The sequence below is a fragment of the Holzapfeliella sp. JNUCC 72 genome, assembly GCF_053668685.1.
In genome coordinates this window covers 922088-948387 of sequence record NZ_CM132220.1, presented here as the reverse complement: position 1 = coordinate 948387, position 26300 = coordinate 922088, and the positions used below count along the sequence as shown (strand labels likewise).

The following is a 26300-nucleotide window of genomic DNA, read 5'->3' as shown; positions in this document are numbered from 1 at the left end:
AAAAGAAAAGGGGTTTTGAATTGTGAAAATTGTTGATTTTATTAATAAAAGTGACCCCTTTATTGAGTTTGTTAACCAAGCTAAAACATCGAGTCGTTCGTTACTGACAGGGGTTAATCCAAATGCTCAGCCAATCTTTTTGAAGGCTATTTTGCAACAAGTTGAACAGCCACTTTTAGTTGTAATGGAATCGACTCATAAAGCAGCTGGGTTATATCAAAGTCTTTCTGCCATTATGGATGATGACAGTCTACATTATTTTGATGTTGACCCTTTAATTGCAACTCAGGGTGCAATCTCGTCAACTGAAGAACTCACAAGTCGAATTGAAGCCCTTAATTTTTTGACGACTCAAAAAGCAGGTATTGTGGTAACAACACCACAGTCTTTAGCTTATCCACTAACAAGTCCAGAAGAATTTGCTAAATCTAGTTATCATTTAGTTGTTGATCAAGATTATCCATTAGATGAGTTAAAAGAGTGGTTAGTTAAAAGTGGTTATAAACGAGATCAAATGGTGGTTAAACCAGGTGAGTTTGCTTTAAGAGGGGATATTTTAGATATTTATCCACTAACTCAAGCTCAGCCTTTACGACTAGAATTTTTTGGTGATAGTTTAGAAACTATTAAGTTATTCGATGTTGAAACACAACGCAGTTTAACAACAAAAGATGAAGTCGATTTATTACCAGCTAAAGATCGCGTTTTTGAAATCGACCAATTAAAACAAGCGGGGCAAAAGTTAGCTGAAGAATTAGTTGATAGTCAAGGTAAAGATGAGTATCTAGACCAAAAGCAAGCAAGAGATTTATTACTTGATGGTATTTTGCCAGAAAAAATTAGTTTTTATATGAATTATCTTCAAGAAAATCAATTTAGGTTGCTTGATTATTTAGTTAAAGACGGGTTAGTTGTTTTAAACGACTTGCCTGCTATTAATGATAATGTTCGTGAAAACAATTTATTAAATGAGCAATATCAAACGCAAGAATCAAATGAAAAACGCTGGTTAGCGTCACAAAATCAGAAGTGGACGTTTTTCGATAGTTTCAATCAAGATAAGCATCCCCAATTGTTGTTATCTCTCTTTCAAAGAGGGATGGGTCGGCTAAAATTAGACCAGATTTGTGACTACAAAACACAAATTCCGCAACAATACTTCTCTCAGATGCCACTGATTAAAACTGAAATAGAACGCTATCAGTTACAAGAACAAACGGTTGTGATACAAGCTGATAGTGAAGATCGTGCCAAAAAATTAGCACAGACCTTTGAAGATTTTGAAATCACGGTTAACTCACACTCAAATGGTGATATTACTTCTAATCAAACACAGTTAATCGTGGGAGATTTGCCTCATGGTTTTATTTTAACTAATCAACGCTTTGTCTATCTGACTGAGCGAGAATTGTTTAATGCAAAACCTAAAAAGAAGCGCCAACGTGTTGAAAAAATTGAGAATGCGCAACGAATCAAAAATTATAGTGAGCTAAAACCTGGTGACTATGTTGTTCATGTTAATCATGGGATTGGGCGATTTGAAGGAATTCAAACACTTGTTACAAACGATGTACCAAAAGACTACATTACGATTACCTATCAAAAGGGCGATCAATTGTTTGTACCAGCTGATCAGCTAAAACTTGTTCAAAAATACGTTGCAGCTGAAGGAAAAAGCCCCAAGATTAATAAACTAGGTAGTAGTGAATGGGCAAAGACAAAGCGTAGTGTTGCAGCTAAAATTGAAGATATTGCCGATGAGTTGATTGAACTTTATGCGCAACGTGAAAGTGAAAAAGGGTTTGCTTTTTCACCAGATACGCAAATGCAACGAGATTTTGAATCAGCCTTTCCTTATGTGGAAACAGGTGATCAAATCCGTAGTATCAATGAAATCAAACAAGATATGGAAAAAACACGACCAATGGATCGATTGTTGGTCGGAGATGTTGGGTTTGGTAAGACTGAAGTAGCTGTTCGAGCAGCATTTAAAGCTGTACAAGATAATAAGCAAGTGGCCTTTTTGGTACCAACAACTATTTTGGCGCAGCAGCATTATGAAAACATGTTGGAACGGTTCAGAGACTTCCCTGTTAATATTGCCGTTGTTTCTCGTTTTCAAACAGCTAAACAAGTCAAAGAGATTATCGAACAGCTTAAAGAAGGACAAATTGATATTCTTGTAGGAACTCACCGTTTGTTATCACAAGATATTAAGTTCAAAGATCTGGGTTTGTTGATTGTGGATGAAGAACAACGTTTTGGTGTAAAACATAAAGAACGCCTTAAAGCGTTAAAAGCACAAGTCGATGTGTTAACCTTAACAGCTACCCCAATTCCAAGAACACTTCACATGTCGATGGTTGGGGTGAGAGACTTGTCTGTTATTGAAACTGCACCAACTAACCGTTTCCCTATCCAAACTTACGTGATGGAGCAAAACGAAAGTGTGATAAAAGAAGCTATCTTACGTGAAATGAGACGTGATGGGCAGGTCTTTTATCTGCATAATCGTGTTGAAGATATTGAAAGTGTGGTTTTCTACTTACAACAGCTTGTTCCAGAGTCACGTGTGGGGTATATTCATGGTCAAATGAGCGAACACCAACTAGAAAACGTCATGATGGACTTTATTAATGGTGAGTATGATGTGTTGGTTACCACAACAATTATTGAAACAGGTGTCGATTTACCTAATGCCAATACGTTGATTGTGGAAAACGCCGATTATTACGGACTATCACAGCTATATCAATTGCGTGGTCGTGTGGGTCGTTCAAATCGTTTAGCATATGCTTACTTGCTTTATCAAGAAAATAAAGTCTTAACTGAAGTGGGTCAAAAACGTTTAGAAGCCATTAAAGACTTTACGGAGCTAGGTTCAGGATTTAAGATAGCTATGCGTGACTTATCTATTCGTGGAGCTGGTAACATGTTAGGGAAGCAACAGCACGGATTTATTGATGCTGTTGGATTTGACCTTTACTCACAAATGCTTGAAGAAGCTGTCAAAAAACGCCAAGGCAACAAAAAAGCAATTAAGACGACAGATGCTGTTATCAATCTTGATTTACAGGCGTATATTCCAGATGATTACATTGTGGATCAACCGCAAAAAATTGAAATTTATAAGCGCATTAAGATGATTGATTCAAGCGATGAAATCCCAAAGATTGAAGATGAATTGCTAGATCGTTTTGGTGACTATCCAGAAGCGGTTGAGCATTTACTTCAAATTGCTGAGTTAAAATTATTAGCTGATCAAGCCCAAGTTAAATTAATCAGGCAACAAGGATTGCAATTGACAGTAACCTTTGATGCCAAAGCAACAGAAATTTTAAAGGGAGCAAAAGCTTTTAAAGCACTTAGTGAAACGACATTAAAAGCTAAAGTCGCGCTAAATAAAAAACAAGAATTACAAATTAGTTTAATGACAACAAAAGATATGCCGGTTAGAAAATGGATAACTGAATTAAGTTCATTTTTAAGTGCGGCATCTGATTTGTTAAATGAAAAGGAGACTACCTCATGAGAATTGACCGTTTTTTGAAAGTATCAAGAATTATTAAAAGAAGAACTATCGCAAAGGAAATGGCTGACCAAGGTCGTATTAAAGTTAACGACAAAACAATTAAATCCTCAACCAAAGTTCAAATTGGCGATATTTTAGAAGTGAGCTTTGGTAACCGTACTATTAAGGCTCGTATTTTAAACTTGTTAGAAACAACTAAAAAAGCTGAAGCACAAGATCTTTACGAATTAGTTGACTAATTAGGGGGAAATAAAATGGGTCGTAAAGTTAAGCACACGTATCAAATTGCTTCAAGTGAAAAGAGTGTTTTCAAAAAACAACGCCATGAGCGTAAGGTTCATATTAGAAGACGTCGCTTATATGCGGCATTGTTTGGGTTCATTGTATTATTGACAGGGATGCAAATTACTAAGATGACAATGGATACACACAATTTGAATGTTCAAGCAGAAGAAAGCCAGCAAAAGTTAGATACTTTATTACAAAAGCAGCACTTGCTGGCTAATGAAGAACAAAGATTAAGTGATCCAGACTATCTTCAAAAGGTTGTTCGAGATAAATACCTTTACTCAAAACCAAATGAAGTGATATTTGATATTTCAGACAATAGTCAATCAAAGTAAGAGAGGAATCATATGATTAAACAAGGCCAAAGATTAAAAGGAACGATTAACAATGTTGCTTCGTTTGGCGTTTTTGTAACGCTTGCTGGCAAGCATCATGGTTTAATCAAGCGACAAGAACTTGAATATGGCAAAAACGATGATTGGCAAATGTATTATGATGTCAATCAAGAACTTGATTGTGTGGTTTTATCAGCTGAGACACCTCAAAAGATAGCACTTTCACAAAAACAGTATGATAATCCAGAACTTAAAGATTTATCTAATCCCTTAGAAGCGGACCAAACGCAGTCTTTTTCTAAGAAGATTGAGCAAGTGTTGAAACAGGCTAATGAGTTTCTTGAGAAATATGCTGCTGAACAATGAACCAATTGCGACAAGCATTCAAAGAAAACTTAAAAAGCTTACAAATTGACGAAAGATTGGCTAAGATTGTTGTGGCAGTATCTGCAGGCCCTGACTCAATGGCATTGCTAGATTTGCTATATCACAGTCTATACCAACCGAAAGAACAATTGATTATTGCTCATGTTAATCATCAATTAAGGGCTGATTCAAAGCAGGAGCTTGCTGTGTTAACTCAATATGCACAAGAAAAAGGTCTAACAATCGAAAATTATGATTGGCCTAAGAAACACCAGCCTAAAACAGGTATTGAAGCTGCAGCTCGTAATATGCGTTATCAGTTTTTACATCAAGTTCAAGCAAAGTGGCAAGCAGATTACGTGATGACCGCTCATCATGGTAATGATGTACTTGAGACGATGATGCTGAAGTTGGTTCGAAGCGGAGATGCACAAGAGATGTCGTCATTGGCGGTTAAACGCCCTTTTTTTGACGGATATCTGGTTCGACCATTGCTTATTTTTTCAAAAAAACAATTGGTGGATTATCTAAAAGTACAACAGATAACGTATGTTATTGATGAAACCAATCATAGCGACTTTACATTGCGAAATCGAATTCGTCATCATGTCATGCCAATAGTTGAAAAAGAAACCAATCATTTAATTGAAAATGGGCAACGTTATCAACAAAGTGTCGCAAAATTAACGCAAGCTCAAGTTCGACTTTTTGAATTAGTGACAACAATCAAACCCGTAACCACCAGATTATATCAAGGTAAAATTAAAGATTTTACTAAAATTCCTGACACTAATTGGTCAGATTATCTGAGTTATTTAACAACGCAGACATTTAGTGATAAAGTATTTTTATCTGAACAGCAATTCAAACAGCTGAAACATATTTTGATTGAGGGAGGCGCCCTCACAATTACAAAAAATATTCAACTTTTAATCAAAAATGATGATTTCTTTTTGATGTATCCCCCAGTACACTGTCGCTCTAAATTAGTTGGGTTAAATCAACCGATTTTGTTTTGTGGCCAACAGTATTTAGTCAGTGAAGACGCGAGCTTTGCTGGCTATGATTGTCTAGCGACATTTGATGTACCTTTGAATCAAACATTGTATTTAGGGTTTACGCCTGATCAATTAGTACTTCTTTCAAATGGTCAGCACCAAAAAGTGAAGAAGGTTTTTGCTAAAGCGAATATTCCAACAATCTTGAAGGGCTATTACCTCTCAATTTATGGATCAGATATTTATTGGATTCAAAATATTTATCATTATAATTCTTTGCCTCAGCAGTCTAGAAAATTATATTTCTTTGTGGCAAAATAATAAGAAGTAGTTTATGAAATCGGAGGTTACTTATGAATAAAAGTCCAAAAAAATTTAGGAATAATATATTCTTTTATATTATTGCTGTAATCATTATTTTGGCAGGCTTTAACTGGTTCTTTAATGGTGGAAGCAGTAAAGCTGTCAAAAATGTTAGTTATTCAGAATTTATTACGCAACTGAACGATAATAGTATTGATAAGTTCAGTATGCAGCCAGTTAATGGTGCTTATACGGTTTCAGGAACTTATAAAACAAGTCAAACAAACCAATCGTCAAATAACTCGATGTTATCAATTTTGACAGGTGGACAAAATTCATCAACTCAAAACTTTTCAACAACGATTTTGGCAAATGATAACACTGTTAAGCAAGTGACAGAGTTAGCACAAAGTAAAAATGTTAACGTTTCTATGGATGGTGAGCCTCAAACAGGTCTTTGGATTACGTTGTTAGGTTCTTTTCTACCAATCATCATTATTGTTGTTATCTTCTTCATTATGATGGGTGGTGCTCGAGGCGGCCAAGGTGGCGGTGGAAACCGTATGATGAACGTTGGTCGTTCAAAAGCTAAGCCTGAAGACCCAGCTAAAAATAAAATTAGATTTAGTGATGTAGCTGGTGCCGAAGAAGAAAAACAAGAACTAGTTGAAGTGGTTGAATTCTTGAAACAACCTAAACGTTTTGCTAGTCTTGGTGCTCGTATTCCATCAGGTGTTTTACTTGAGGGACCTCCCGGAACGGGTAAAACCCTTCTAGCTAAAGCCGTTGCTGGTGAAGCTAAAGTGCCATTTTACAGTATTTCTGGTTCTGACTTCGTTGAAATGTTCGTCGGAGTTGGGGCTTCTCGTGTTCGTGATTTATTTGAAAATGCTAAAAAATCAGCACCAGCTATCATCTTTATTGATGAAATTGATGCTGTTGGTCGTCAACGTGGAGCCGGCATGGGCGGTGGAAACGATGAACGTGAACAAACCTTGAACCAACTGTTAGTTGAAATGGATGGATTTACAGGAACAGAAGGCGTTATCGTAATGGCCGCAACGAACCGTTCTGACGTTTTAGATCCTGCTCTACTTCGTCCAGGACGTTTTGACCGTAAAGTGTTAGTGGGTCGTCCAGATGTTAAAGGTCGTGAAGCTATCTTGAAAGTCCACGCTAAAAACAAACCTTTAGCAGATGATGTAGACTTGAAATTAGTTGCCCGTCAAACACCAGGATTCGTTGGGGCAGATCTTGAAAACTTACTTAACGAAGCAGCTTTAGTGGCTGCAAGAAGAAATGATACTAAGATTACTTCTCTTGATATTGACGAAGCAGAAGATCGTGTAATTGCTGGTCCTGCTAAACGAGACCGTAAAACGTCAGAAAAATATCGTCAAATTGTGGCTTACCACGAAGCTGGACATGCCTTAATTGGTCTTGTTCTAAGCGACTCAAGAACTGTTAGAAAAGTAACAATTGTCCCTCGTGGTCGCGCTGGTGGTTATGCGATTACGCTACCTAAAGAAGATCAATACTTACTAAGCAAAAAAGACTTAGAAGAACAAATTGTTGGTTTAATGGGTGGACGTACAGCTGAAGAATTAATCTTCAACAGCTTATCATCTGGTGCTTCAAATGATTTTGAACAAGCAACTCAAATTGCGCGTGCAATGGTAACGCAATATGGTATGAGTGATGTTTTAGGGACAGTAGCATTGGAACAAGAAGGTCAAGCAGCTTATGGTCAAGGCCCTTCATACAGCCAAGATACTGCTGCAAAAATCGACCAAGAAGTTCGTCGTATTATTAACGATGCACATACACGTGCTGCTGAAATTATTAAAGAATACCACGAACAACACGACTTGATTGCGAAAGCTTTACTTGAATATGAAACATTGAATGAAACTCAAATTCTTTCATTATTCAAAGAAGGTAAAATGCCAGAACAACCAACTGAATTTCCTAGCGAAAAAGAAGCTGCTGATTACAAAGAATCAAAGCAAGCTGCTGATCAAAAGGATAAACAAGTTGAAGTGAAAAATGCTAAAGAAATTAGTGACCAAGAAAAATCAGAAAAAGACTTAGAAAAAGAAGTTACATCTGGTAAAAAAGATGTTGATTCTGATACAATAAAAAACGATGATAATAATCGTAAAGATAAATAACAAAAACAGAGCCTAGTGGCTCTGTTTTTTAATGAGGTGTAAAAAACAATGAAAGATTATTTAATTAAAGCCATATCAAAAGATAAAGCCTTTAGAATTTTGGCTGTTTCAGCAACCGAATTAGTATCGACTGCACAACAAAAACACGATACTTATAGTGCTTCATCTGCAGCTTTAGGCCGTGGATTAATTGGGACATTATTATTAAGTACAGCAACCTTAAAAGGTGACGATACATTAACGGTTCGTATCCAAGGTGACGGTCCGGCTGGTGCGTTAGTTATTGATGGTAATGCTAACGGAACAGTTAAAGGTTATATTCAAAATCCCCACGTTCATTTGCCACTTAATGAAAAAGGTAAAATTGATGTTAAGGGTGCTGTAGGGACAAATGGGATGTTCAGTGTTACTAAAGACTTGCATATGAAAGAACCCTTTACAGGTCAGGTTCCATTGATTTCTGGTGAGCTAGGTGAAGACTTTACTTACTACTTAGCTAAATCTGAACAGATTCCATCAGCTGTTGGCTTATCATGTTTTGTTAATCCAAACAATACAATTGGTGCTGCTGGTGGATTTATGATTCAAGTGCTACCAAACGCAAGTGAAGAAAGTATTGCCAAACTAGAAGATAGTCTTAAACAATTACCACTAGTTTCTAAACTAGTTCGCGAAGGCAAAACACCTGAAGAAATTACAGAAATGATTTTCCCTGAAGGTGTGGACATCTTAGACACAATGGATGTTGCCTTTGAATGTGACTGTAGTAAAGACCGTTTTGAAAAATCACTAGCTACTTTGAAAAAAGCAGAGATTGAGGCTATGATTGAAGAAGACCACGGTGCTGAAGCAGTATGTAAATTCTGTAATGCACGCTATCATTATAGTGAGTCAGACTTGAAAGATATTTTAGCAACACAAGGCTAAAACTGGTGTTGAGGCTTTTTGGATAAACTGATAAAATAGTACAGGTAAAAATGAGGAAGAGTGTCTATGTGGAAAATTGGAAATGTGGAAATTCCTAATCGCATTGTTGTCGCACCAATGGCTGGTATTTCAAACTCAGCTTTTCGTATCACAGCAAAAGAATGTGGTGCAGGATTAGTTGTTTGTGAAATGATTAGTGATAGAGGGATTATTCACCATAATAAAAAAACTTTAGATATGCTTTTTGTAGACCCTAAAGAGCACCCAATTAGTATTCAAATTTTTGGTGGAACTGTGGAAACATTAGTTGAAGCAGCGAAATTTGTGGATCAAAATACACAAGCTGATATTATTGATATTAATATGGGTTGCCCAGTGCCAAAAGTCGTAAAAACCGATGCAGGAGCAAGATGTTTGCTTGATCCTAATCGTATTTATGAAATGGTTAAAGCGGTTGTTGATGTGGTAGAAAAACCCGTGACAGTTAAAATGAGAACGGGTTGGGATGAAGACCATATTTATGCGGTTGACAATGCCCTTGCTGCTGAACGTGCAGGAGCTAGTGCGGTTGCCATGCATGGTAGAACACGTAAGCAAATGTACACCGGTAAAGCTGACTGGGATATTTTGAAGCAAGTTAAAGAAGCCCTTTCAATTCCATTTATTGGAAACGGTGATGTTAAAACACCAGAAGATGCTAAACGCATGCTTGATGAAGTTGGAGCCGACGCGGTTATGGTAGGGCGTGCAGCTCTAGGTAACCCGTGGATTTTAGGCCAAATGGAACATTACCTTGAAACCGGGGTAATTGAACCAGAGCCAACACCAAGAGAAAAAATTGACTTGGCTAAGTTACAATTGAATCGCTTGGTAGAACTAAAGGGTGAAAAAATTGCCGTGCCAGAATTCCGTCAACAAGCAGCTTACTACTTGAAGGGAATTCCACGTGCTGCAAAAGCTCGTGCAGCAGTTAACCAAGTTTTCGCTAAAGAAGAAGTTTTTGAAATTCTAGATGACTTTGTCGCTCAATATGAAGCTAGAGAAAAATTAAAATCGGAGGGTAAATAAGTGGCTAAACAAGATAATCATCACCAAATGAACGACCAATTACGTGTTCGCCGTGAAAAATTACAAGAATTAATTGATAATGGAATTGATCCATACGGTAGTCGTTTTGAACGTACAGCTGTTGCAAAAGACTTACACGATCAATATGAAAACGAAGAAAAAGATGCGTTAGATGAAAAACACGTGACTGCAACTATCGCAGGTCGTATGATGACAAAACGTGGTAAAGGTAAAGTTGGATTTGCTGATATTCGTGATAACTCAGGAAAAATGCAAATCTATGTACGTAAAGATACTGTTGGTGAAGAAAACTACAAGATTTTCAAACGTGCTGACTTAGGTGATTTCCTAGGAATTACAGGTGACGTGATGAAGACAGACATGGGTGAGCTAACAATTAAAGCAACTCATGTGACTTTCTTATCAAAAGCACTACGTCCATTACCAGATAAATACCATGGTTTGACAAACATTGAACAAAAATATCGTCAAAGATATCTTGATTTAATCGCAAACCCAGACAGTTTTGACCGTTTCCAAAAGAGAAGTCAAATTATTTCAACAATTCGTCGTTACCTAGACCAAAACGGCTTTACTGAAGTTGAAACACCAGTATTGCATGACCAAGCTGGTGGTGCTGCTGCAAGACCATTTATTACACACCACAATGCGCTAGATATTGATCTATACTTACGTATCGCGCTAGAATTGCACCTAAAACGTTTAATCGTTGGTGGAATGGAACGTGTTTATGAAATCGGTCGTGTATTCCGTAATGAAGGGCTAGATACAAAACATAACCCTGAATTTACAATGCTTGAATCCTATGCAGCTTACTTTGACTTTAAAGATGTAATGGATCAAACAGAAGGTATTTTCCGTTACATTGCTAAAGAAGTGTTTGATACAGATACTATTACTTACCAAGGTGAAGAAGTTAAGATTGGTCAACCATTTAGACGTTTACACATGGTTGATGCGATTAAAGAACAAACAGGTGTTGACTTCTGGCGTGAAATGTCACTTGAAGAAGCTCGCAAAATTGCTGACGATCACAATGTTCACTATGAAGATTATTGGCAAGTTGGACATATCATTAACGAATTTTTCGAAGAATTTGTTGAAGAAACTTTAGTCCAACCAACCTTTGTATATGGCCATCCAATCGAAGTTTCACCACTTGCTAAGAAAAATAATGAAGATTCACGCTTTACAGATCGATTTGAATTGTTTATAGTTAAGAGTGAGTTCGCTAATGCATTTACTGAACTTAATGATCCTATCGATCAAAGACAACGTTTTGAAGCACAAGTTGCAGAACGTGAAGCCGGTAATGATGAAGCAACTGGAATTGATGAAGATTACATCGAAGCATTAGAGTATGGTATGCCACCTACAGGTGGACTTGGAATCGGAATTGATCGTTTAGTTATGCTATTTACTGATGCACCATCTATTCGTGACGTTTTACTATTCCCAACTATGCGTCCAGAACATCATGACCAACCAAACGAAGAATAATCACTAAAAGCAGGATATCCTGCTTTTACTACGAGTCGTTAGCTCAGTTGGTAGAGCATCTGACTTTTAATCAGAGGGTCGGCAGTTCGAGCCTGCCACGACTCATTTAATACACAATGTGTATTAATGCGGAAGTAGTTCAGTGGTAGAACATCACCTTGCCATGGTGGGGGTCGCGGGTTCGAATCCCGTCTTCCGCTTTTTGATAACCTACAAGTAGTGTGGGTTATTTTTTTATCCCTAAAAATAGCTAAATTTTAAATTAGAGAGCATTAGTTGTACAATGAAGATAGGGAAAAGAACGAACAGTGAAAAAGGCAAATAATTAATTAAGAATGAGGTTAATTTCTATTTTAATATTTACATTTAAGAACAAATACTTTACTGTATACTTCTATAATAGATTGGCGGTGTAATAATGGAGAATATGTTTACAGATAGTGCAAAAGTCGCACTAACAATTTCACAAGAACAAGCAACCTACTTTAAACATCGTGTGATTGGCACAGAACACTTATTGTTAGGTTTAGTTATGGAATCACATGGAACAGCAGGTCACTTACTACGTGAATTAGGGGTATCCACAACAGATATTCGTGAAGAGATCGAAACTTATACAGGGTATGGTGTTGAGTTATCAACGCCAGTTAAGGGCGAATTTTTACCTTATTCTCCTAGAGCTAAGCAAGTCATGACATTGTCTGGCCAAATTGCGCGACAATTAGGTGCTGACAAAGTTGGTACAGAACATCTGTTAATGGCGCTAGTGCAAAATGAGAATGTTTTATCTGGTAAAATTTTGAAAAACCTAGGTTTTAGTTTGTCACGAATTTATCAAGAATTATTACAACAATTAGGTATTCAAGATAATGAAAACTTTAAAAAACCAGAACTAAATACATCAAAGACACAAACTAATAGACAACAAGCTGGTAAATCTAAGACACCGACTTTAGATAAATTAGCTAATAATTTAAATGACAAAGTTAAACAGGGTCAAGTTGATCCGGTTATTGGTCGTGATTCTGAAACGCATCGTGTTATTCAGATTTTGTCACGTCGAACAAAGAATAACCCAGTTTTAGTTGGAGATCCTGGTGTAGGTAAAACAGCGATTGCTGAAGATTTAGCAGCAAAAATAGAAGCAGGACAAGTGCCAGCTGTCTTGAAGAAAAAACGCGTGATGTCACTTGATATGGGGTCTTTAGTAGCGGGGACGAAGTACCGTGGTGAATTTGAAGATCGCTTGAAAAAAGTGATGGACGAAATCAAACAAGACGGCGAAGTTATTCTATTTATAGATGAACTTCACACGCTAATTGGTGCAGGTGGTGCAGAAGGTGCTATTGACGCTTCAAACATTTTGAAGCCTTCTCTTGCCCGCGGTGACATTCAAGTTATCGGTGCCACAACGTATGATGAATACCAAAAATACATCGAAAAAGATTCAGCACTTGAGCGTCGTTTTGCGCAAGTAAAAGTAGACGAGCCAACGACAAAAGAAACAGAACAAATTTTAGCTGGATTAAAGAAAACCTACGAAAACTTCCATGGTGTGACAATTTCACAAGAGGCTATTGATGCGGCTGTTGAAATGAGTCAACGCTATATTACTAACCGTTTCTTGCCAGATAAAGCCATTGATTTAATTGACGAAGCAGCAGCTAAAGTTAAAATCGAAGGGTTTGAAGAAAGTGAAGATCAGCAAATTATTCCGCTTGAAAAAGACCTAGAAGACTTGTTGAATCAAAAAGACAAAGCAATTTTTGATCAAGATTTCGAACAAGCAGCTAAGCTGCGTTATCAAGAAACGCAACTTCGTCAAACAATTTATCGAATGACCGAAGAAAAGGTAAAAGCTCAACAAGCTAAACAACAAGTGACACGCGAAGACGTTGCTGAAGTTATTTCAACTTGGACTAAAATTCCGCTAACCCAACTTGATTCTAATGAAACAACACGTTTGCTTGACCTTGAAAAAGAACTTCACCAAGAAGTTATCGGCCAAAATGATGCGGTAATGGCTGTTTCAAAAGCGATAAGACGCGCTCGTGCGGGAATCAAAGATCCTAACCGTCCAATCGGGTCTTTCTTATTCTTAGGGCCAACAGGTGTTGGTAAAACGCAATTGGCAAAAGTGCTAGCTAAAACAATGTTTGGTTCTACTGATAATCTTATTCGAGTAGACATGTCAGAGTTGTCAGAATCTTACAGTTCATCAAAACTAGTCGGTTCTGCTCCAGGATATGTTGGCTACGAAGAAGGTGGTCAATTGAGCGAACAGGTTCGCCAAAATCCGTACTCTGTTGTTTTACTAGATGAAGTAGAAAAAGCACATCCAGATATTTTTAACTTGTTATTACAAGTGTTAGATGATGGTTACCTAACAGATGCCAAAGGTCGTCGTGTTGATTTTAGAAATACAGTAATTATCATGACATCTAACTTAGGTGCACGTGCAATGAAGATTGATAAGACAGTTGGTTTTTCAAGTAATGAAGACGAACAACGTCAAGTACAATTGACAAGTAAAATAAAACAAGCTACACAAGAGTTCTTCACACCAGAATTCCTAAATCGTATTGATGAAACGATTATCTTCCAAGAATTGCAAAAACCAGAACTACGTCAAATTGTGTCACTGATGTTAGGTGACTTAAAAGCACGATTATCTGAACAACAAATCGAATTATCTGTTTCAACAGCAGCATTAGACACTATTTTAGAAGCTGGTTTTGATGTTGAAAATGGTGCTCGACCAATTCGCCGCGCAATTCAAGACAAACTTGAAAATGAATTAAGCGACCAATTACTTAGACAAGATATTAAAGCAGGCGACTTAGTTAAGGTTGGTTCTTCTAAAAAAGAACTAACTTTTAAGGTTGTTTCACAAAATCAAGCACAAAAAGCACAAAAAGGCGATAAAGTCCACAATTAACTTGACATTTATAAGCTATATGATTATAATTTGTATGATTGAAATTGGCTGTTGAAGTGCAGTATTGCTCTGATCTATTGTCCAGAGTGATGATAAGAACAAAAATGGTACCCGTGTGCCGTTTTTGTTTTTTTATTGTCTAAAAACACCTTTTTTGATAGTTGTAACGTAAATGTAATATTACGTGTTTTTAACAGAAAGGATGGTCTTCTCTTGGTAGGTTCAAATATAAACTATGGTAAAAACCGTACTAGAAGAAGTTATTCACGAATTAAAGAAGTTTTACAACTTCCTAATTTAGTTGAAATACAAACAAGTTCATACGATTGGTTCCTAGAACGTGGACTAAAAGAAATGTTCGACGATATTATGCCAATCGATGATTTTGCTGGTAATCTGTCATTAGAGTTTGTGGATTATAAATTATCCGAACCTAAATATACGATGGATGAAGCAAGACAACATGATGCAAACTACTCAGCTCCGCTTCATGTGACTTTGAAATTAACAAATAACGAAACAGAAGAAATCAAAACTCAAGAAGTTTTCTTTGGTGATTTCCCATTAATGACACCACAAGGAACTTTTATCGTAAATGGTGCAGAACGTGTTATTGTTTCTCAATTAGTACGTTCTCCAGGTGTTTACTATAACTCTTCATTGGATAAAAATGGTCGTACTAACTTTGGTACAACAGTTATTCCAAACCGTGGGGCTTGGCTAGAATTTGAAACAGACGCTAAGGATATTTCATACGTACGTATTGACCGTACACGTAAATTACCTATCTCTGTTTTGATGCGCGCATTAGGTTTTGAATCAGATAGTGATATTTTAGAAATTTTAGGTCAAAGCGATTCATTAAGCTATACCCTAGAAAAAGATATCCACAAAAACCCACTAGATACACGTACTGAAGAAGGATTGAAAGATATTTATGAACGTCTTCGCCCAGGCGAACCCAAAACTGCTGACAGTTCTCGTTCATTATTATACGCAAGATTCTTTGATCCAAAACGTTATGACTTAGCGCCTGTTGGACGTTACAAGATTAACAAAAAACTTTCATTAAAAACACGTCTATTAAACCAAACGTTAGCTGAAACATTAGCAGATCCTGATACAGGTGAAGTTATTGCTCAAAAAGGTGACGTAATTGACAATCACTTAATGGAAACATTAGGTAAATTCTTAGATAGAGAAGACTTTAAAACTGTCACATACCAACCTTCAGAAGAATCAGTAATTACTGATCCAATGGTTGTTCAAAAAATTAAAGTATTTTCTAAAGAAGATCCTGAAAAAGAAGTTAATATCATTGGTAATGGTCACATTCCTGCAGATATTAAACACATTACGACAGCCGATATTATTGCTTCAATCAACTACTTCTTGAACCTACAAGAAGGTATTGGTGAAGTTGACGATATTGACCACTTAGGTAACCGTCGTATTCGTTCAGTTGGTGAATTGTTGCAAAACCAATTCAGAATTGGTTTATCACGTATGGAACGTGTTGTACGTGAAAGAATGTCAATTCAAGACGCTTCAACTGTAACACCTCAACAATTGATTAATATTCGTCCAGTTGTGGCTTCAATTAAGGAATTCTTTGGTTCATCACAATTATCACAATTTATGGATCAAACTAACCCACTTGGAGAATTAACTCACAAACGTCGTCTATCTGCCCTTGGACCTGGTGGTTTGACTCGTGATCGTGCCGGATATGAAGTTCGTGACGTTCACTATACTCACTATGGTCGTATGTGTCCGATTGAAACACCTGAAGGACCTAACATCGGGTTGATTAACTCACTAGCGTCATACGCTATTGTGAATAACTATGGTTTCATCGAAACACCATATCGTCGTGTTGACTGGACAACTCACAAGGTAACAGACAAGATTGACTACTTAACAGCTGACGAAGAAGATAACTACATTGTTGCTCAAGCTAACTCAAAACTTAACGATGATGGTTCATTTGCTAACCCAACTGTTTTGGCACGTCACCGTGATGACAACCTTGAAATTAGCACAGATAAAGTTGACTACATGGATGTTATTCCAAAACAAGTTGTTTCTGTTGCTGCCGCATGTATTCCTTTCCTTGAAAACGACGACTCAAACCGTGCGTTGATGGGAGCTAACATGCAACGTCAAGCTGTGCCATTGGTACGTCCACACGCACCACTTGTTGGTACTGGTATGGAATATCGTGCAGCTCACGACTCAGGTACAGCACTTCTAGCCAAAAATGGTGGTACTGTAACTTACGCTGATGCACGTCGTATTGAAATCACAACTGATGAAGATGGTATTGATACTTACTACGTATCTAAATTCAGACGTTCAAATGCTGGTAAATCATACAACCAACAAACATTGGTTCGCCAAGGCGACCGTATTGATGCTGGTGATGTTATCGCAGATGGTCCAGCTATGGAAAGTGGCGAACTTGCTTTAGGTCAAAACCCTATTATTGCGTTTATGACTTGGAACATGTACAACTTCGAAGATGCGATTGTTTTATCAGAAAAACTAGTTAAAGAAGATATCTATACTTCTATCCACATCGAAGAATTCGAATCAGAAGCTCGTGATACAAAACTTGGACCTGAAGAAATCACACGCGAAATTCCAAACGTTGGGGAAGACTCATTAAGAGACCTTGACGAAACAGGGGTTATTCGTATTGGTGCTGAAGTTCATGATGGCGATATTTTAGTTGGTAAAGTAACACCTAAGGGTGTAACTGAATTATCAGCTGAAGAACGTTTGTTACACGCAATCTTTGGTGAAAAAGCACGTGAAGTTCGTGATACATCACTACGTGTACCACATGGTGGTGGCGGAATTGTGCAAGACGTTAAAGTCTTCACACGTGAAGCTGGTGACGAATTATCGCCAGGTGTTAACAAACTAGTTCGTGTTTACATTACACAAAAACGTAAAATCCAAGTTGGTGACAAGATGGCTGGTCGTCACGGTAACAAGGGTACTGTTTCAATCGTTGTTCCTGAAGAAGACATGCCATTCTTGCCAGATGGAACACCAGTTGACATTCTATTGAACCCAATGGGTGTGCCATCACGTATGAACATTGGACAAGTTCTTGAATTACACTTGGGTATGGCCGCAAGAGAATTAGGAATTCACGTTGCATCTCCAGTATTTGATGGTGCAACAGATAGCGACTTATGGGACACAGTTAAAGAAGCTGGTATGGCTTCAGATGGTAAAACTGTTCTTTACGATGGTCGTACAGGTGATGCATTTGATAACCGTGTATCAGTTGGGGTTATGTACTACATGAAACTAGCTCACATGGTTGATGACAAATTGCACGCTCGTTCAATTGGACCTTACTCACTTGTTACACAACAACCACTTGGTGGTAAAGCACAATTTGGTGGACAAAGATTTGGTGAGATGGAAGTTTGGGCACTTGAAGCTTATGGTGCTGCTTACACCTTACAAGAAATCTTAACTTACAAGTCTGATGACGTTGTAGGTCGTGTTAAAACTTATGAAGCCATCGTTAAAGGTGAAAACATTCCAAAACCTGGTGTACCTGAATCATTCCGCGTGTTAGTTAAAGAATTGCAATCTCTAGGACTTGATATGAAAGTGCTAGACATCAATAAAGATGAATTAGAATTGCGTGACATGGATGATGACGATGATGATGTCGTAAATGTTGATGCTTTATCAAAAATGGCTGAAAAGCAAGAAGCTCAAAAGCTGGAAGAAGAAGCTCACAAAGCTAATGATCTTTTAAATAATGATGAAGTTTCAAAATAGTAGGAGGTTAAGCTATTGATCGATGTTAACAAATTTGAGAGTATGCAAATTGGCCTAGCATCTCCAAATAAAATTAGAAGCTGGTCTTATGGTGAAGTTAAAAAACCAGAAACGATCAATTATAGAACATTAAAACCTGAACGCGATGGGTTGTTTGACGAACGTATTTTTGGTCCTACAAAGGACTGGGAATGTGCTTGTGGTAAATACAAACGTATTCGTTATAAAGGGATTGTTTGTGATCGTTGTGGTGTTGAAGTCACACGTGCCAAAGTTCGTCGTGAACGTATGGGACACATTGAATTAGCTGCTCCTGTTACACATATTTGGTACTTCAAGGGTATTCCAAGTCGTATGGGTCTTGTGTTAGACATGAGTCCTCGTCACTTAGAAGAAGTGATTTACTTCGCTGCTTACGTTGTAATTGATCCAGGTAAATCAGACCTAGAACAAAAACAATTATTAACAGAAGCTGAATACCGTGAAAAACGTGCTGAATTTGGTGCAACATTTAATGCCAAAATGGGTGCTGAAGGAATCAAAGAATTACTTCAAAGTGTTGATCTTGAAGGTGAAGTTAAATCACTTAAAGAACAATTACAAACTGCTCATGGACAAAAGAGAACACGTGCTATCCGTCGTTTAGACATCTTAGACGCGTTCAAAAAATCAGGTAACTTACCTGAATCAATGGTAATGGAAGCAATTCCTGTTATCCCACCTGACCTACGTCCAATGGTTCAACTTGAAGGTGGCCGTTTTGCAACAAGTGATTTAAACGATTTATACCGTCGTGTTATTAACCGTAATAACCGTCTAAAACGTTTGCTTGACTTGAATGCACCAAACATTATCGTTCAAAATGAAAAACGTATGTTACAAGAAGCGGTTGATGCTTTAATTGATAATGGTCGTCGTGGCCGTCCTGTTACAGGACCTGGTAATCGTCCATTGAAATCACTTTCACATATGCTTAAAGGTAAGCAAGGACGTTTCCGTCAAAACTTACTTGGTAAACGTGTTGATTACTCAGGTCGTTCTGTTATCGACGTTGGACCAACACTTAAGTTCTACCAAGCAGGTCTTCCACGTGAAATGGCACTTGAATTATTCAAACCATTTGTGATGCGTGAATTAGTTAAAAATGAACTAGCTTCAAATATCCGTAATGCTAAACGTAAAATTGATCGTCGTGATGATGACATTTGGGATGTTTTAGAAGAAGTTATTAAAGAAAGACCTGTTCTACTTAACCGTGCCCCTACGCTTCACCGTCTAGGTATTCAAGCGTTTGAACCGGTTCTAGTTGAAGGTAAAGCTATTCGTCTACACCCACTTGCAACTGAAGCGTATAACGCTGACTTTGATGGGGACCAAATGGCTGTTCACGTGCCTTTATCTGACGAAGCTCAAGCAGAAGCTAGAATGTTAATGCTTGCTGCTCACCATATTTTGGCACCTAAAGATGGTCGTCCTATCGTTACGCCTTCTCAAGACGTTGTTTTAGGTAACTACTACTTAACACTTGAAGAACGTAAACGTGAGGGTGAAGGTATGATTTTCTACTCTGCTGAAGAAGCATTCCGTGCTTACCAAGCAGGTAAAATTCACTATCACACACGTATTGGTCTATCAACAGACTCAATGCCAGAAAAACCATTTACAGAAAACCAAAAAGGTAAAATCTTGTTAACTTCATTTGGTAAACTTGTGTTTAACCAAATCTTGCCAGAAGATTTTGTTTACGTGAATGAACCAACACAATCTAACTTGGTAAGCGGTCTATCAGATGACCACTTCTTAAACCCAGGTGAAGATATTCACGAAAAACTAGCCGAAAAACAATTAGTAACACCATTCAAGAAAGGTTACTTGAGTGATGTCATTGCTGAAGTCTTCAAAGTTTACAAAGTTCAAAGAACTTCTGAACTACTTGACGACTTGAAACAAGTTGGTTATGAAGTTTCAACAGTATCAGGACTTACAGTGGGTGTGGCTGACGTGCCAACACTACCTGATAAAGATGATATTGTTAACGATGCTCATAAGAAAGTGGCAACTGTTGCTAAACAATTCCGTCGTGGTTTGATCACTGATGAAGAACGTCACGAACGTGTTATCAGTGTTTGGAACGATGCCAAAGATACTATCCAACAACGACTAATTGATGACTTTGATCCATCAAACCCTATCAACATGATGAGTGACTCAGGAGCTCGTGGTAACATCTCTAACTTTACTCAGCTTGCTGGTATGCGTGGTCTGATGTCAGCTCCTAACGGTGGTATGATGGAAGTTCCTGTTACATCTAACTTCCGTGAAGGTCTAACAGTTATGGAGATGTTCATGTCCACTCACGGTGCCCGTAAGGGAATGACTGATACGGCGTTGAAGACAGCTAACTCAGGTTACTTGACTCGTCGTCTTGTTGATGTTGCACAAGATGTTATCGTTCGTGAAGATGACTGTGGTACTGACCGTGGTTTAGTTGTTGCATCTATTAAAGAAGGTAACGAAATGATTGAACCATTATTCGATCGTTTAGTTGGCCGTTATACACAAAAATCAATCTTCCATCCTGAAACAGGTGAAGTACTGGTTAAACCAAATACTTTACTTGATGAAGAATCAGCACAAATGGTTATTGATGCAGGTGTTGAAACAGTGACAATTCGTTCAGCCTTCACATGTAATACTAAACATGGTGTTTGTCAAAAATGTTACGGACGTAACTTGGCAACTGGTGAAGAAGTTGAAGTTGGTGAAGCAGTGGGTACTGTTGCTGCGCAATCAATCGGTGAACCCGGAACTCAGCTTACAATGAGAAACTTCCATACCGGTGGGGTTGCCGGGGGTGAAGATATCACTCAAGGTCTTCCTCGTGTGCAAGAGTTGTTTGAAGCTCGTAATCCTAAAGGGCTTGCAACTATTACAGAAGCTGCCGGAACAATTACTTCTATTGAAGAAAATCCAGCAGATCACACTCGTGAAATCACAGTTGAAGGTAATATTGATACTAGAACTTATAGTGTGCCTTATACAGCAAGTATGGCTGTTGCCGAAGGTGATGAAGTTCGTCGTGGGGACAAATTAACTCACGGTTCAATTGATCCAAAACAATTAATTCGTGTACGTGACGTGTTATCTACAGAAACTTATATCTTGGATGAAATTCAAAAAGCTTACCGTATGCAAGGGGTAGAAATCTCAGATAAGCACGTTGAGGTTATGGCTCGTCAAATGCTACGTAAAGTGCGTATCCTTGATCCAGGTGAAACAGATACATTACCAGGTACATTGATGGATATTAGCGAATTTACAGACAGTAACCGCGAAACAATTATCAATGGTGGTGTGCCAGCTACTGGACAATCAGTTATCTTGGGTATTACAAAAGCATCTCTTGAAACAAATAGTTTCTTGTCAGCTGCTTCTTTCCAAGAAACAACTCGTGTCCTTACTGATGCTTCTATCCGTGGTAAAAATGATCCACTTCTTGGACTTAAAGAAAACGTTATTATTGGTAAAATCATTCCAGCTGGTACTGGTATGGCCAAATACCGTGAGATGGAACCAATTGCTAAAAATGCAAAACCATCTTCAGTTTACTCAATCGCAGATATTGAAAAACAAATGCAAGAACAAGAAGAACAATCAACTAACTAGTTGGTACCAAAAAAGCGATTCACTTTATAGTGAGTCGCTTTTTTATATGCTTAAAACCTTAATCAATAAAAAGCTTATAACTAGGTAGGGGACAAAAGGATGTTCCGCTTTTAAATTAGAAAATTGACAAGCAATTAAAATTAAACATCCCATAATTAAAGTGTCGTTAGCTAGTTCAAAGGAATAATTAATTCCAATAGCAAGATAAATGAAGCAATCGCCTAGTCCCATTTTTTTGAAATAGATACTAATCAGTAGAGCAATTACTGTAACTAGTCCGATGAGGTAATCGGAAGAATTAAAGTCGTAGTGATAGGCGCCAATTAAAATGCTGGGCACAAGCGCTAAAGGATAAATATAGTTATCGTGGCAATCGGTTAAACTACAAAATAGTAGTGTAAGCAGTAAAGGATAGTTGCACACTAAATCAGGTGCATAATCACTTAGCCAGACAAAAAGTAAATGGATGATTAAAATAATATATTTTGAATTTAATTGTGAATCAAAGTCCGGTGTTCTAAAATTCGGATTAAAAATAAAATACCAGCTGAGTAGCGTAAAAGAAAATGTCGATAGTAATATCACAAGCAGTCAACCTCCACAAATAATTACGAAATATTTTTATTTTTATATTGACGATGTCAAAAATAAGTGATAGATTTGTATAGGTATTTTATTAGAATATTAACCATCCAGCGAGCAAAAATGACACTCCTGGATGTGTGTGTTTAAATTATTAGGAGGATATCTTTTATGCCAACAATTAACCAATTGGTAAGAAAAGGTCGTAAGTCCAAAGTTTCTGGTTCAGATGCACCAGCTTTGAACTACGGTTATAACAGTAAAAAGAAAAAATTAACAGATAACCCTGCACCACAAAAACGTGGGGTTGCTACTCGTGTTGGAACAATGACACCTAAAAAACCTAACTCAGCGTTACGTAAATACGCTCGTGTACGTTTGTCAAACATGATCGAAGTTACAGCTTACATTCCAGGTATCGGACACAACTTGCAAGAGCATAGTGTTGTCTTAATCCGTGGGGGACGTGTAAAGGACTTGCCAGGGGTTCGTTACCACATCGTTCGTGGTGCGCTTGATACTGCTGGTGTTGACGGACGTAAACAAGGTCGTTCTAAATACGGTGCTAAAAAATAAAACGTAGGAGGAAATTTTAATGCCAAGAAAAGGTAACGTGCCAAAGAGAGACATTTTGCCAGATCCAATCTATAACTCAAAACTTGTTTCTCGCTTAATTAACCAATTAATGATGGATGGTAAACGCGGTAAAGCTTCTACTATCTTATACGATGCATTTAACATCATCAAAGAAACTACTGGTAATGAACCAATGGAAGTATTTGAAGAAGCTATGAACAACGTTATGCCACTTCTAGAAGTTAAAGCAAGACGTATTGGTGGAGCTAACTACCAAGTTCCTATCGAAGTTCGTCCAGCAAGAAGAACAACTTTAGGTCTTCGTTGGATCGTAAACTACTCAAGATTACGTAACGAACATACAATGGACGAAAGACTAGCAAACGAAATCATGGATGCAGCTAACAATACAGGTGCTTCTGTGAAAAAACGTGAAGACAGTCACAAAATGGCTGAAGCTAACCGTGCGTTCGCTCACTACCGCTGGTAATATAGTCTATTTGTTTTTTAAAAGGAGTAAATTAAATGGCAAACAAACGTGCATTCCCGCTGGATAAAACACGTAATATCGGTATCATGGCCCACATTGATGCTGGTAAAACAACTACTACAGAACGTATCTTGTACTATACAGGACGTATCCACAAAATTGGTGAAACTCACGATGGTGGTTCACAAATGGACTGGATGTCACAAGAACAAGAACGTGGTATCACAATTACATCTGCTGCTACAACAGCTCAATGGCATGATAACCGTATCAACATCATCGATACTCCAGGACACGTTGACTTCACAATCGAAGTTGAACGTTCACTTAGAGTTCTAGATGGTGCGATTACAGTTTTAGATGCGCAATCAGGTGTTGAACCACAAACTGAAAATGTTTGGCGTCAAGCTACAACATATAACGTTCCTCGTATCGTTTTTGTTAACAAAATGGATAAATTAGGTGCTGACTTTGATTACTCAGTAAGCACATTGCATGATCGTCTACAAGCAAATGCACAACCTATCCAAATGCCAATCGGTGCAGAAGATGATTTCGAAGGAATTATTGACTTAATCGAAATGGAAGCTGATGTCTACAGTGATGAAGATAAATTAGGTTCAAAATTCGATAAAGTTGAAATCCCTGCAGATTACTTAGAAGAAGCTCAAAAACGTCGTGCTCAATTAATTGAAGCTATTGCTGACGTTAACGATGACATCATGGATAAATACCTTGAAGGTGAAGAAATCACAAATGCTGAGCTAAAAGCTGCTATCCGTAAAGCAACTCTTGACTTAGAATTTTACCCAGTTCTTGCTGGTTCAGCCTTCAAAAACAAAGGTGTTCAAATGTTGATGGACGCGGTTGTTGATTACTTACCATCACCGCTTGATGCTACACCTTATAAAGCTGTAGATCCAAAAACTGATGAACATGAAGAACTAATCGCTGGTGATGACAAAGACTTTGCAGCTTTAGCATTTAAGATTGCAACTGACCCATTCGTTGGTCGTTTGACATTCTTCCGTGTTTACACAGGTACACTTGAAGCTGGTTCATACGTATTAAACGCTTCAAACAACACACGTGAACGTGTTGGTCGTTTACTACAAATGCACGCTAACCACCGTGAAGAAATTCCTGAAGTATTCTCTGGTGATATTGCTGCTGCTATTGGTCTTAAAGCTACAACAACAGGTGACTCACTAACAGACTTGAAACATCCATTAATTCTTGAATCAATGGAAATTCCAGCACCTGTTATCCAAGTATCTGTTGAACCTAAATCAAAAGCTGACCGTGATAAATTAGATGTTGCTATCCAAAAACTTTCTGAAGAAGATCCTACATTCCAAGCTGAAACAAACCCAGAAACAGGGGAAACATTGATTGCTGGTATGGGTGAACTTCACTTAGATATCATGGTTGACCGTATGAAACGTGAATTTAACGTTGAAGCTAACGTTGGGGCTCCTCAAGTTGCTTACCGTGAAACATTCACAAAACCAGCTACAGCTCAAGGTAAATTCGTTCGTCAATCTGGTGGTAAAGGTCAATATGGTGACGTATGGATCGAATTTACACCAAACGACGAAGGTGAAGGATTCGAATTCGAAGACGCTATCGTTGGTGGGGTTGTTCCTCGTGAATACATCCCTTCAGTTGAACAAGGTCTTAAAGAATCAATGGAAAACGGTGTTCTTGCTGGGTACCCATTGATTGACGTTAAAGCTAAATTGTTCGATGGTTCTTACCACGATGTCGATTCATCTGAATCTGCTTATAAAGTTGCTGCTTCTATCGCATTGAAAGAAGCTGCTAAAAAAGCTGGTGCTGCTGTTCTAGAACCTATCATGAAAGTAGAAGTTATTGCACCTGAAGAATATCTTGGAGATATCATGGGTCAAGTAACTGCTCGTCGTGGTCGTGTTGAAGGTATGAACGCTCGTGGTGGTGCGCAAGTTGTTAACGCATTTGTGCCACTTTCAGAAATGTTCGGTTACGCTACAACACTTCGTTCAGGTACACAAGGTCGTGGTACATTTACAATGGTATTTGACCACTACGAACCAGCTCCAAAATCAATTCAAGAAGAAATCATTAAGAAAAATGGTGGAAACACATCTTCTGATGCTGAATAAAATTAACAAAAAATCTTTTACCGAAAGGTAAAAGATTTTTTGTTTAGCCCTTGTAATTAGGATTTCTGTGAAGTATAATATTATACGTGCTGATTTTGAAGAGGATTTGATAGTCTTCTTTGACTATTAGCAATAAAAATTAGAGCGATGAAGCGGAAGGTTGCGACACACCCGGCTGCATTGCCACAGTGGATGTGTTCGGATAATTTTCGCCGAGCAAGTCATCTTTAAAAAGAGACGAGGAGGTAAAAAAATGGCAGGTCAAAAAATTCGTATCAGATTGAAAGCTTATGAACATAGCATTTTAGATCAATCTGCAGAAAAAATTGTGGAAACAGCAACAAGAACTGGTGCTGAAATCTCAGGTCCAATTCCATTGCCAACAGAACGTAAACTTTTCACAGTGATTCGTTCACCACATAAACACAAAGACTCACGTGAACAATTTGAAATGCGTACACACAAACGCTTAATTGACATCGTGAACCCAACACCTAAAACAGTAGATTCATTAATGAAATTGGATTTACCTAGTGGTGTAGATATCGAAATTAAACTATAATAATTAATAAATAAAATTACGGAGGT

The 26300-nt window shown here is 37.8% G+C and carries 17 protein-coding genes and 2 tRNA genes; 18 read left to right on the top strand and 1 reads right to left on the bottom strand.

Annotated elements, in window-relative coordinates; genetic code table 11:
- Window positions 1-22: 22 nt before the first annotated feature.
- From mfd to rpoC, 14 genes are all read left to right on the top strand, one after another.
- Complete coding sequence (gene mfd, locus JNUCC72_RS04705) at window positions 23-3532, top strand: transcription-repair coupling factor (protein WP_454143351.1); 3510 nt, start codon at window positions 23-25, stop codon at window positions 3530-3532.
- A complete protein-coding gene (locus tag JNUCC72_RS04700) occupies window positions 3529-3771 on the top strand; it encodes an RNA-binding S4 domain-containing protein (RefSeq protein WP_454143349.1) in 243 nt (80 codons plus the stop codon). Before mfd ends, JNUCC72_RS04700 begins: the two co-directional genes overlap by 4 nt.
- A 15-nt stretch (window positions 3772-3786) precedes the next feature.
- Window positions 3787-4155, top strand: a complete 369-nt coding sequence (locus tag JNUCC72_RS04695) for an FtsB family cell division protein (protein ID WP_454143347.1) — start codon at window positions 3787-3789, stop codon at window positions 4153-4155.
- 12 nt (window positions 4156-4167) lie between these two features.
- Complete coding sequence (locus JNUCC72_RS04690; protein ID WP_454143345.1) at window positions 4168-4521, top strand: S1 RNA-binding domain-containing protein; 354 nt, start codon at window positions 4168-4170, stop codon at window positions 4519-4521.
- Window positions 4518-5840 (top strand): tRNA lysidine(34) synthetase TilS, encoded by a 1323-nt coding sequence (tilS, locus tag JNUCC72_RS04685; protein ID WP_454143343.1) that lies wholly within the window; start codon window positions 4518-4520, stop codon window positions 5838-5840. The genes JNUCC72_RS04690 and tilS overlap by 4 nt, the downstream gene beginning before the upstream one ends.
- 32 nt (window positions 5841-5872) lie before the next feature.
- Entirely contained in the window at window positions 5873-7993 is a 2121-nt protein-coding gene (gene ftsH, locus JNUCC72_RS04680) for an ATP-dependent zinc metalloprotease FtsH (protein ID WP_454143341.1), read from the top strand.
- A gap of 48 nt (window positions 7994-8041) precedes the next feature.
- On the top strand, window positions 8042-8920 hold the full coding sequence (gene hslO / locus JNUCC72_RS04675) for an Hsp33 family molecular chaperone HslO (RefSeq protein WP_454143339.1): 879 nt from the start codon (window positions 8042-8044) through the stop codon (window positions 8918-8920).
- A 66-nt stretch (window positions 8921-8986) separates the two neighbouring features.
- Window positions 8987-9988 carry a tRNA dihydrouridine synthase DusB gene (gene dusB / locus JNUCC72_RS04670; RefSeq protein WP_454143337.1) on the top strand — a complete coding sequence of 334 codons (1002 nt, stop codon included), beginning with the start codon at window positions 8987-8989 and terminating at the stop codon, window positions 9986-9988.
- A gap of 27 nt (window positions 9989-10015) precedes the next feature.
- Window positions 10016-11509: a lysine--tRNA ligase gene (lysS, locus tag JNUCC72_RS04665; RefSeq protein ID WP_454144717.1), complete on the top strand. Its 1494-nt coding sequence runs from the start codon at window positions 10016-10018 to the stop codon at window positions 11507-11509.
- Between the two features lie 32 nt (window positions 11510-11541).
- Window positions 11542-11614 (top strand) — tRNA-Lys (locus JNUCC72_RS04660).
- 23 nt (window positions 11615-11637) lie between these two features.
- Window positions 11638-11709, top strand: a tRNA-Gly gene (locus JNUCC72_RS04655).
- 218 nt (window positions 11710-11927) lie between these two features.
- Window positions 11928-14447 carry an ATP-dependent Clp protease ATP-binding subunit gene (locus tag JNUCC72_RS04650; protein ID WP_454143335.1) on the top strand — a complete coding sequence of 840 codons (2520 nt, stop codon included), beginning with the start codon at window positions 11928-11930 and terminating at the stop codon, window positions 14445-14447.
- Between the two features lie 213 nt (window positions 14448-14660).
- Complete coding sequence (gene rpoB / locus JNUCC72_RS04645) at window positions 14661-18254, top strand: DNA-directed RNA polymerase subunit beta (RefSeq protein WP_454143333.1); 3594 nt, start codon at window positions 14661-14663, stop codon at window positions 18252-18254.
- Window positions 18255-18269: 15 nt separating this feature from the next.
- Complete coding sequence (rpoC, locus tag JNUCC72_RS04640; RefSeq protein WP_454143331.1) at window positions 18270-21920, top strand: DNA-directed RNA polymerase subunit beta'; 3651 nt, start codon at window positions 18270-18272, stop codon at window positions 21918-21920.
- A 42-nt stretch (window positions 21921-21962) separates the two neighbouring features.
- Here the strand turns inward: rpoC and JNUCC72_RS04635 are convergent, their stop codons facing one another.
- Window positions 21963-22505 (bottom strand): hypothetical protein, encoded by a 543-nt coding sequence (locus tag JNUCC72_RS04635; protein ID WP_454143329.1) that lies wholly within the window; start codon window positions 22503-22505, stop codon window positions 21963-21965.
- A gap of 168 nt (window positions 22506-22673) precedes the next feature.
- Between JNUCC72_RS04635 and rpsL the strand changes: the two genes are divergently transcribed.
- The 4 genes from rpsL (at window position 22674) to rpsJ (ending at window position 26274) form a co-directional block, all read left to right on the top strand.
- A complete protein-coding gene (rpsL, locus tag JNUCC72_RS04630; protein WP_056974562.1) occupies window positions 22674-23078 on the top strand; it encodes a 30S ribosomal protein S12 in 405 nt (134 codons plus the stop codon).
- A gap of 19 nt (window positions 23079-23097) precedes the next feature.
- Entirely contained in the window at window positions 23098-23568 is a 471-nt protein-coding gene (gene rpsG, locus JNUCC72_RS04625) for a 30S ribosomal protein S7 (RefSeq protein WP_056974560.1), read from the top strand.
- 35 nt (window positions 23569-23603) lie between these two features.
- Entirely contained in the window at window positions 23604-25712 is a 2109-nt protein-coding gene (gene fusA, locus JNUCC72_RS04620) for an elongation factor G (protein WP_454143327.1), read from the top strand.
- A gap of 253 nt (window positions 25713-25965) precedes the next feature.
- Window positions 25966-26274 (top strand): 30S ribosomal protein S10, encoded by a 309-nt coding sequence (rpsJ, locus tag JNUCC72_RS04615; RefSeq protein ID WP_056974556.1) that lies wholly within the window; start codon window positions 25966-25968, stop codon window positions 26272-26274.
- Window positions 26275-26300 lie beyond the last annotated feature (26 nt).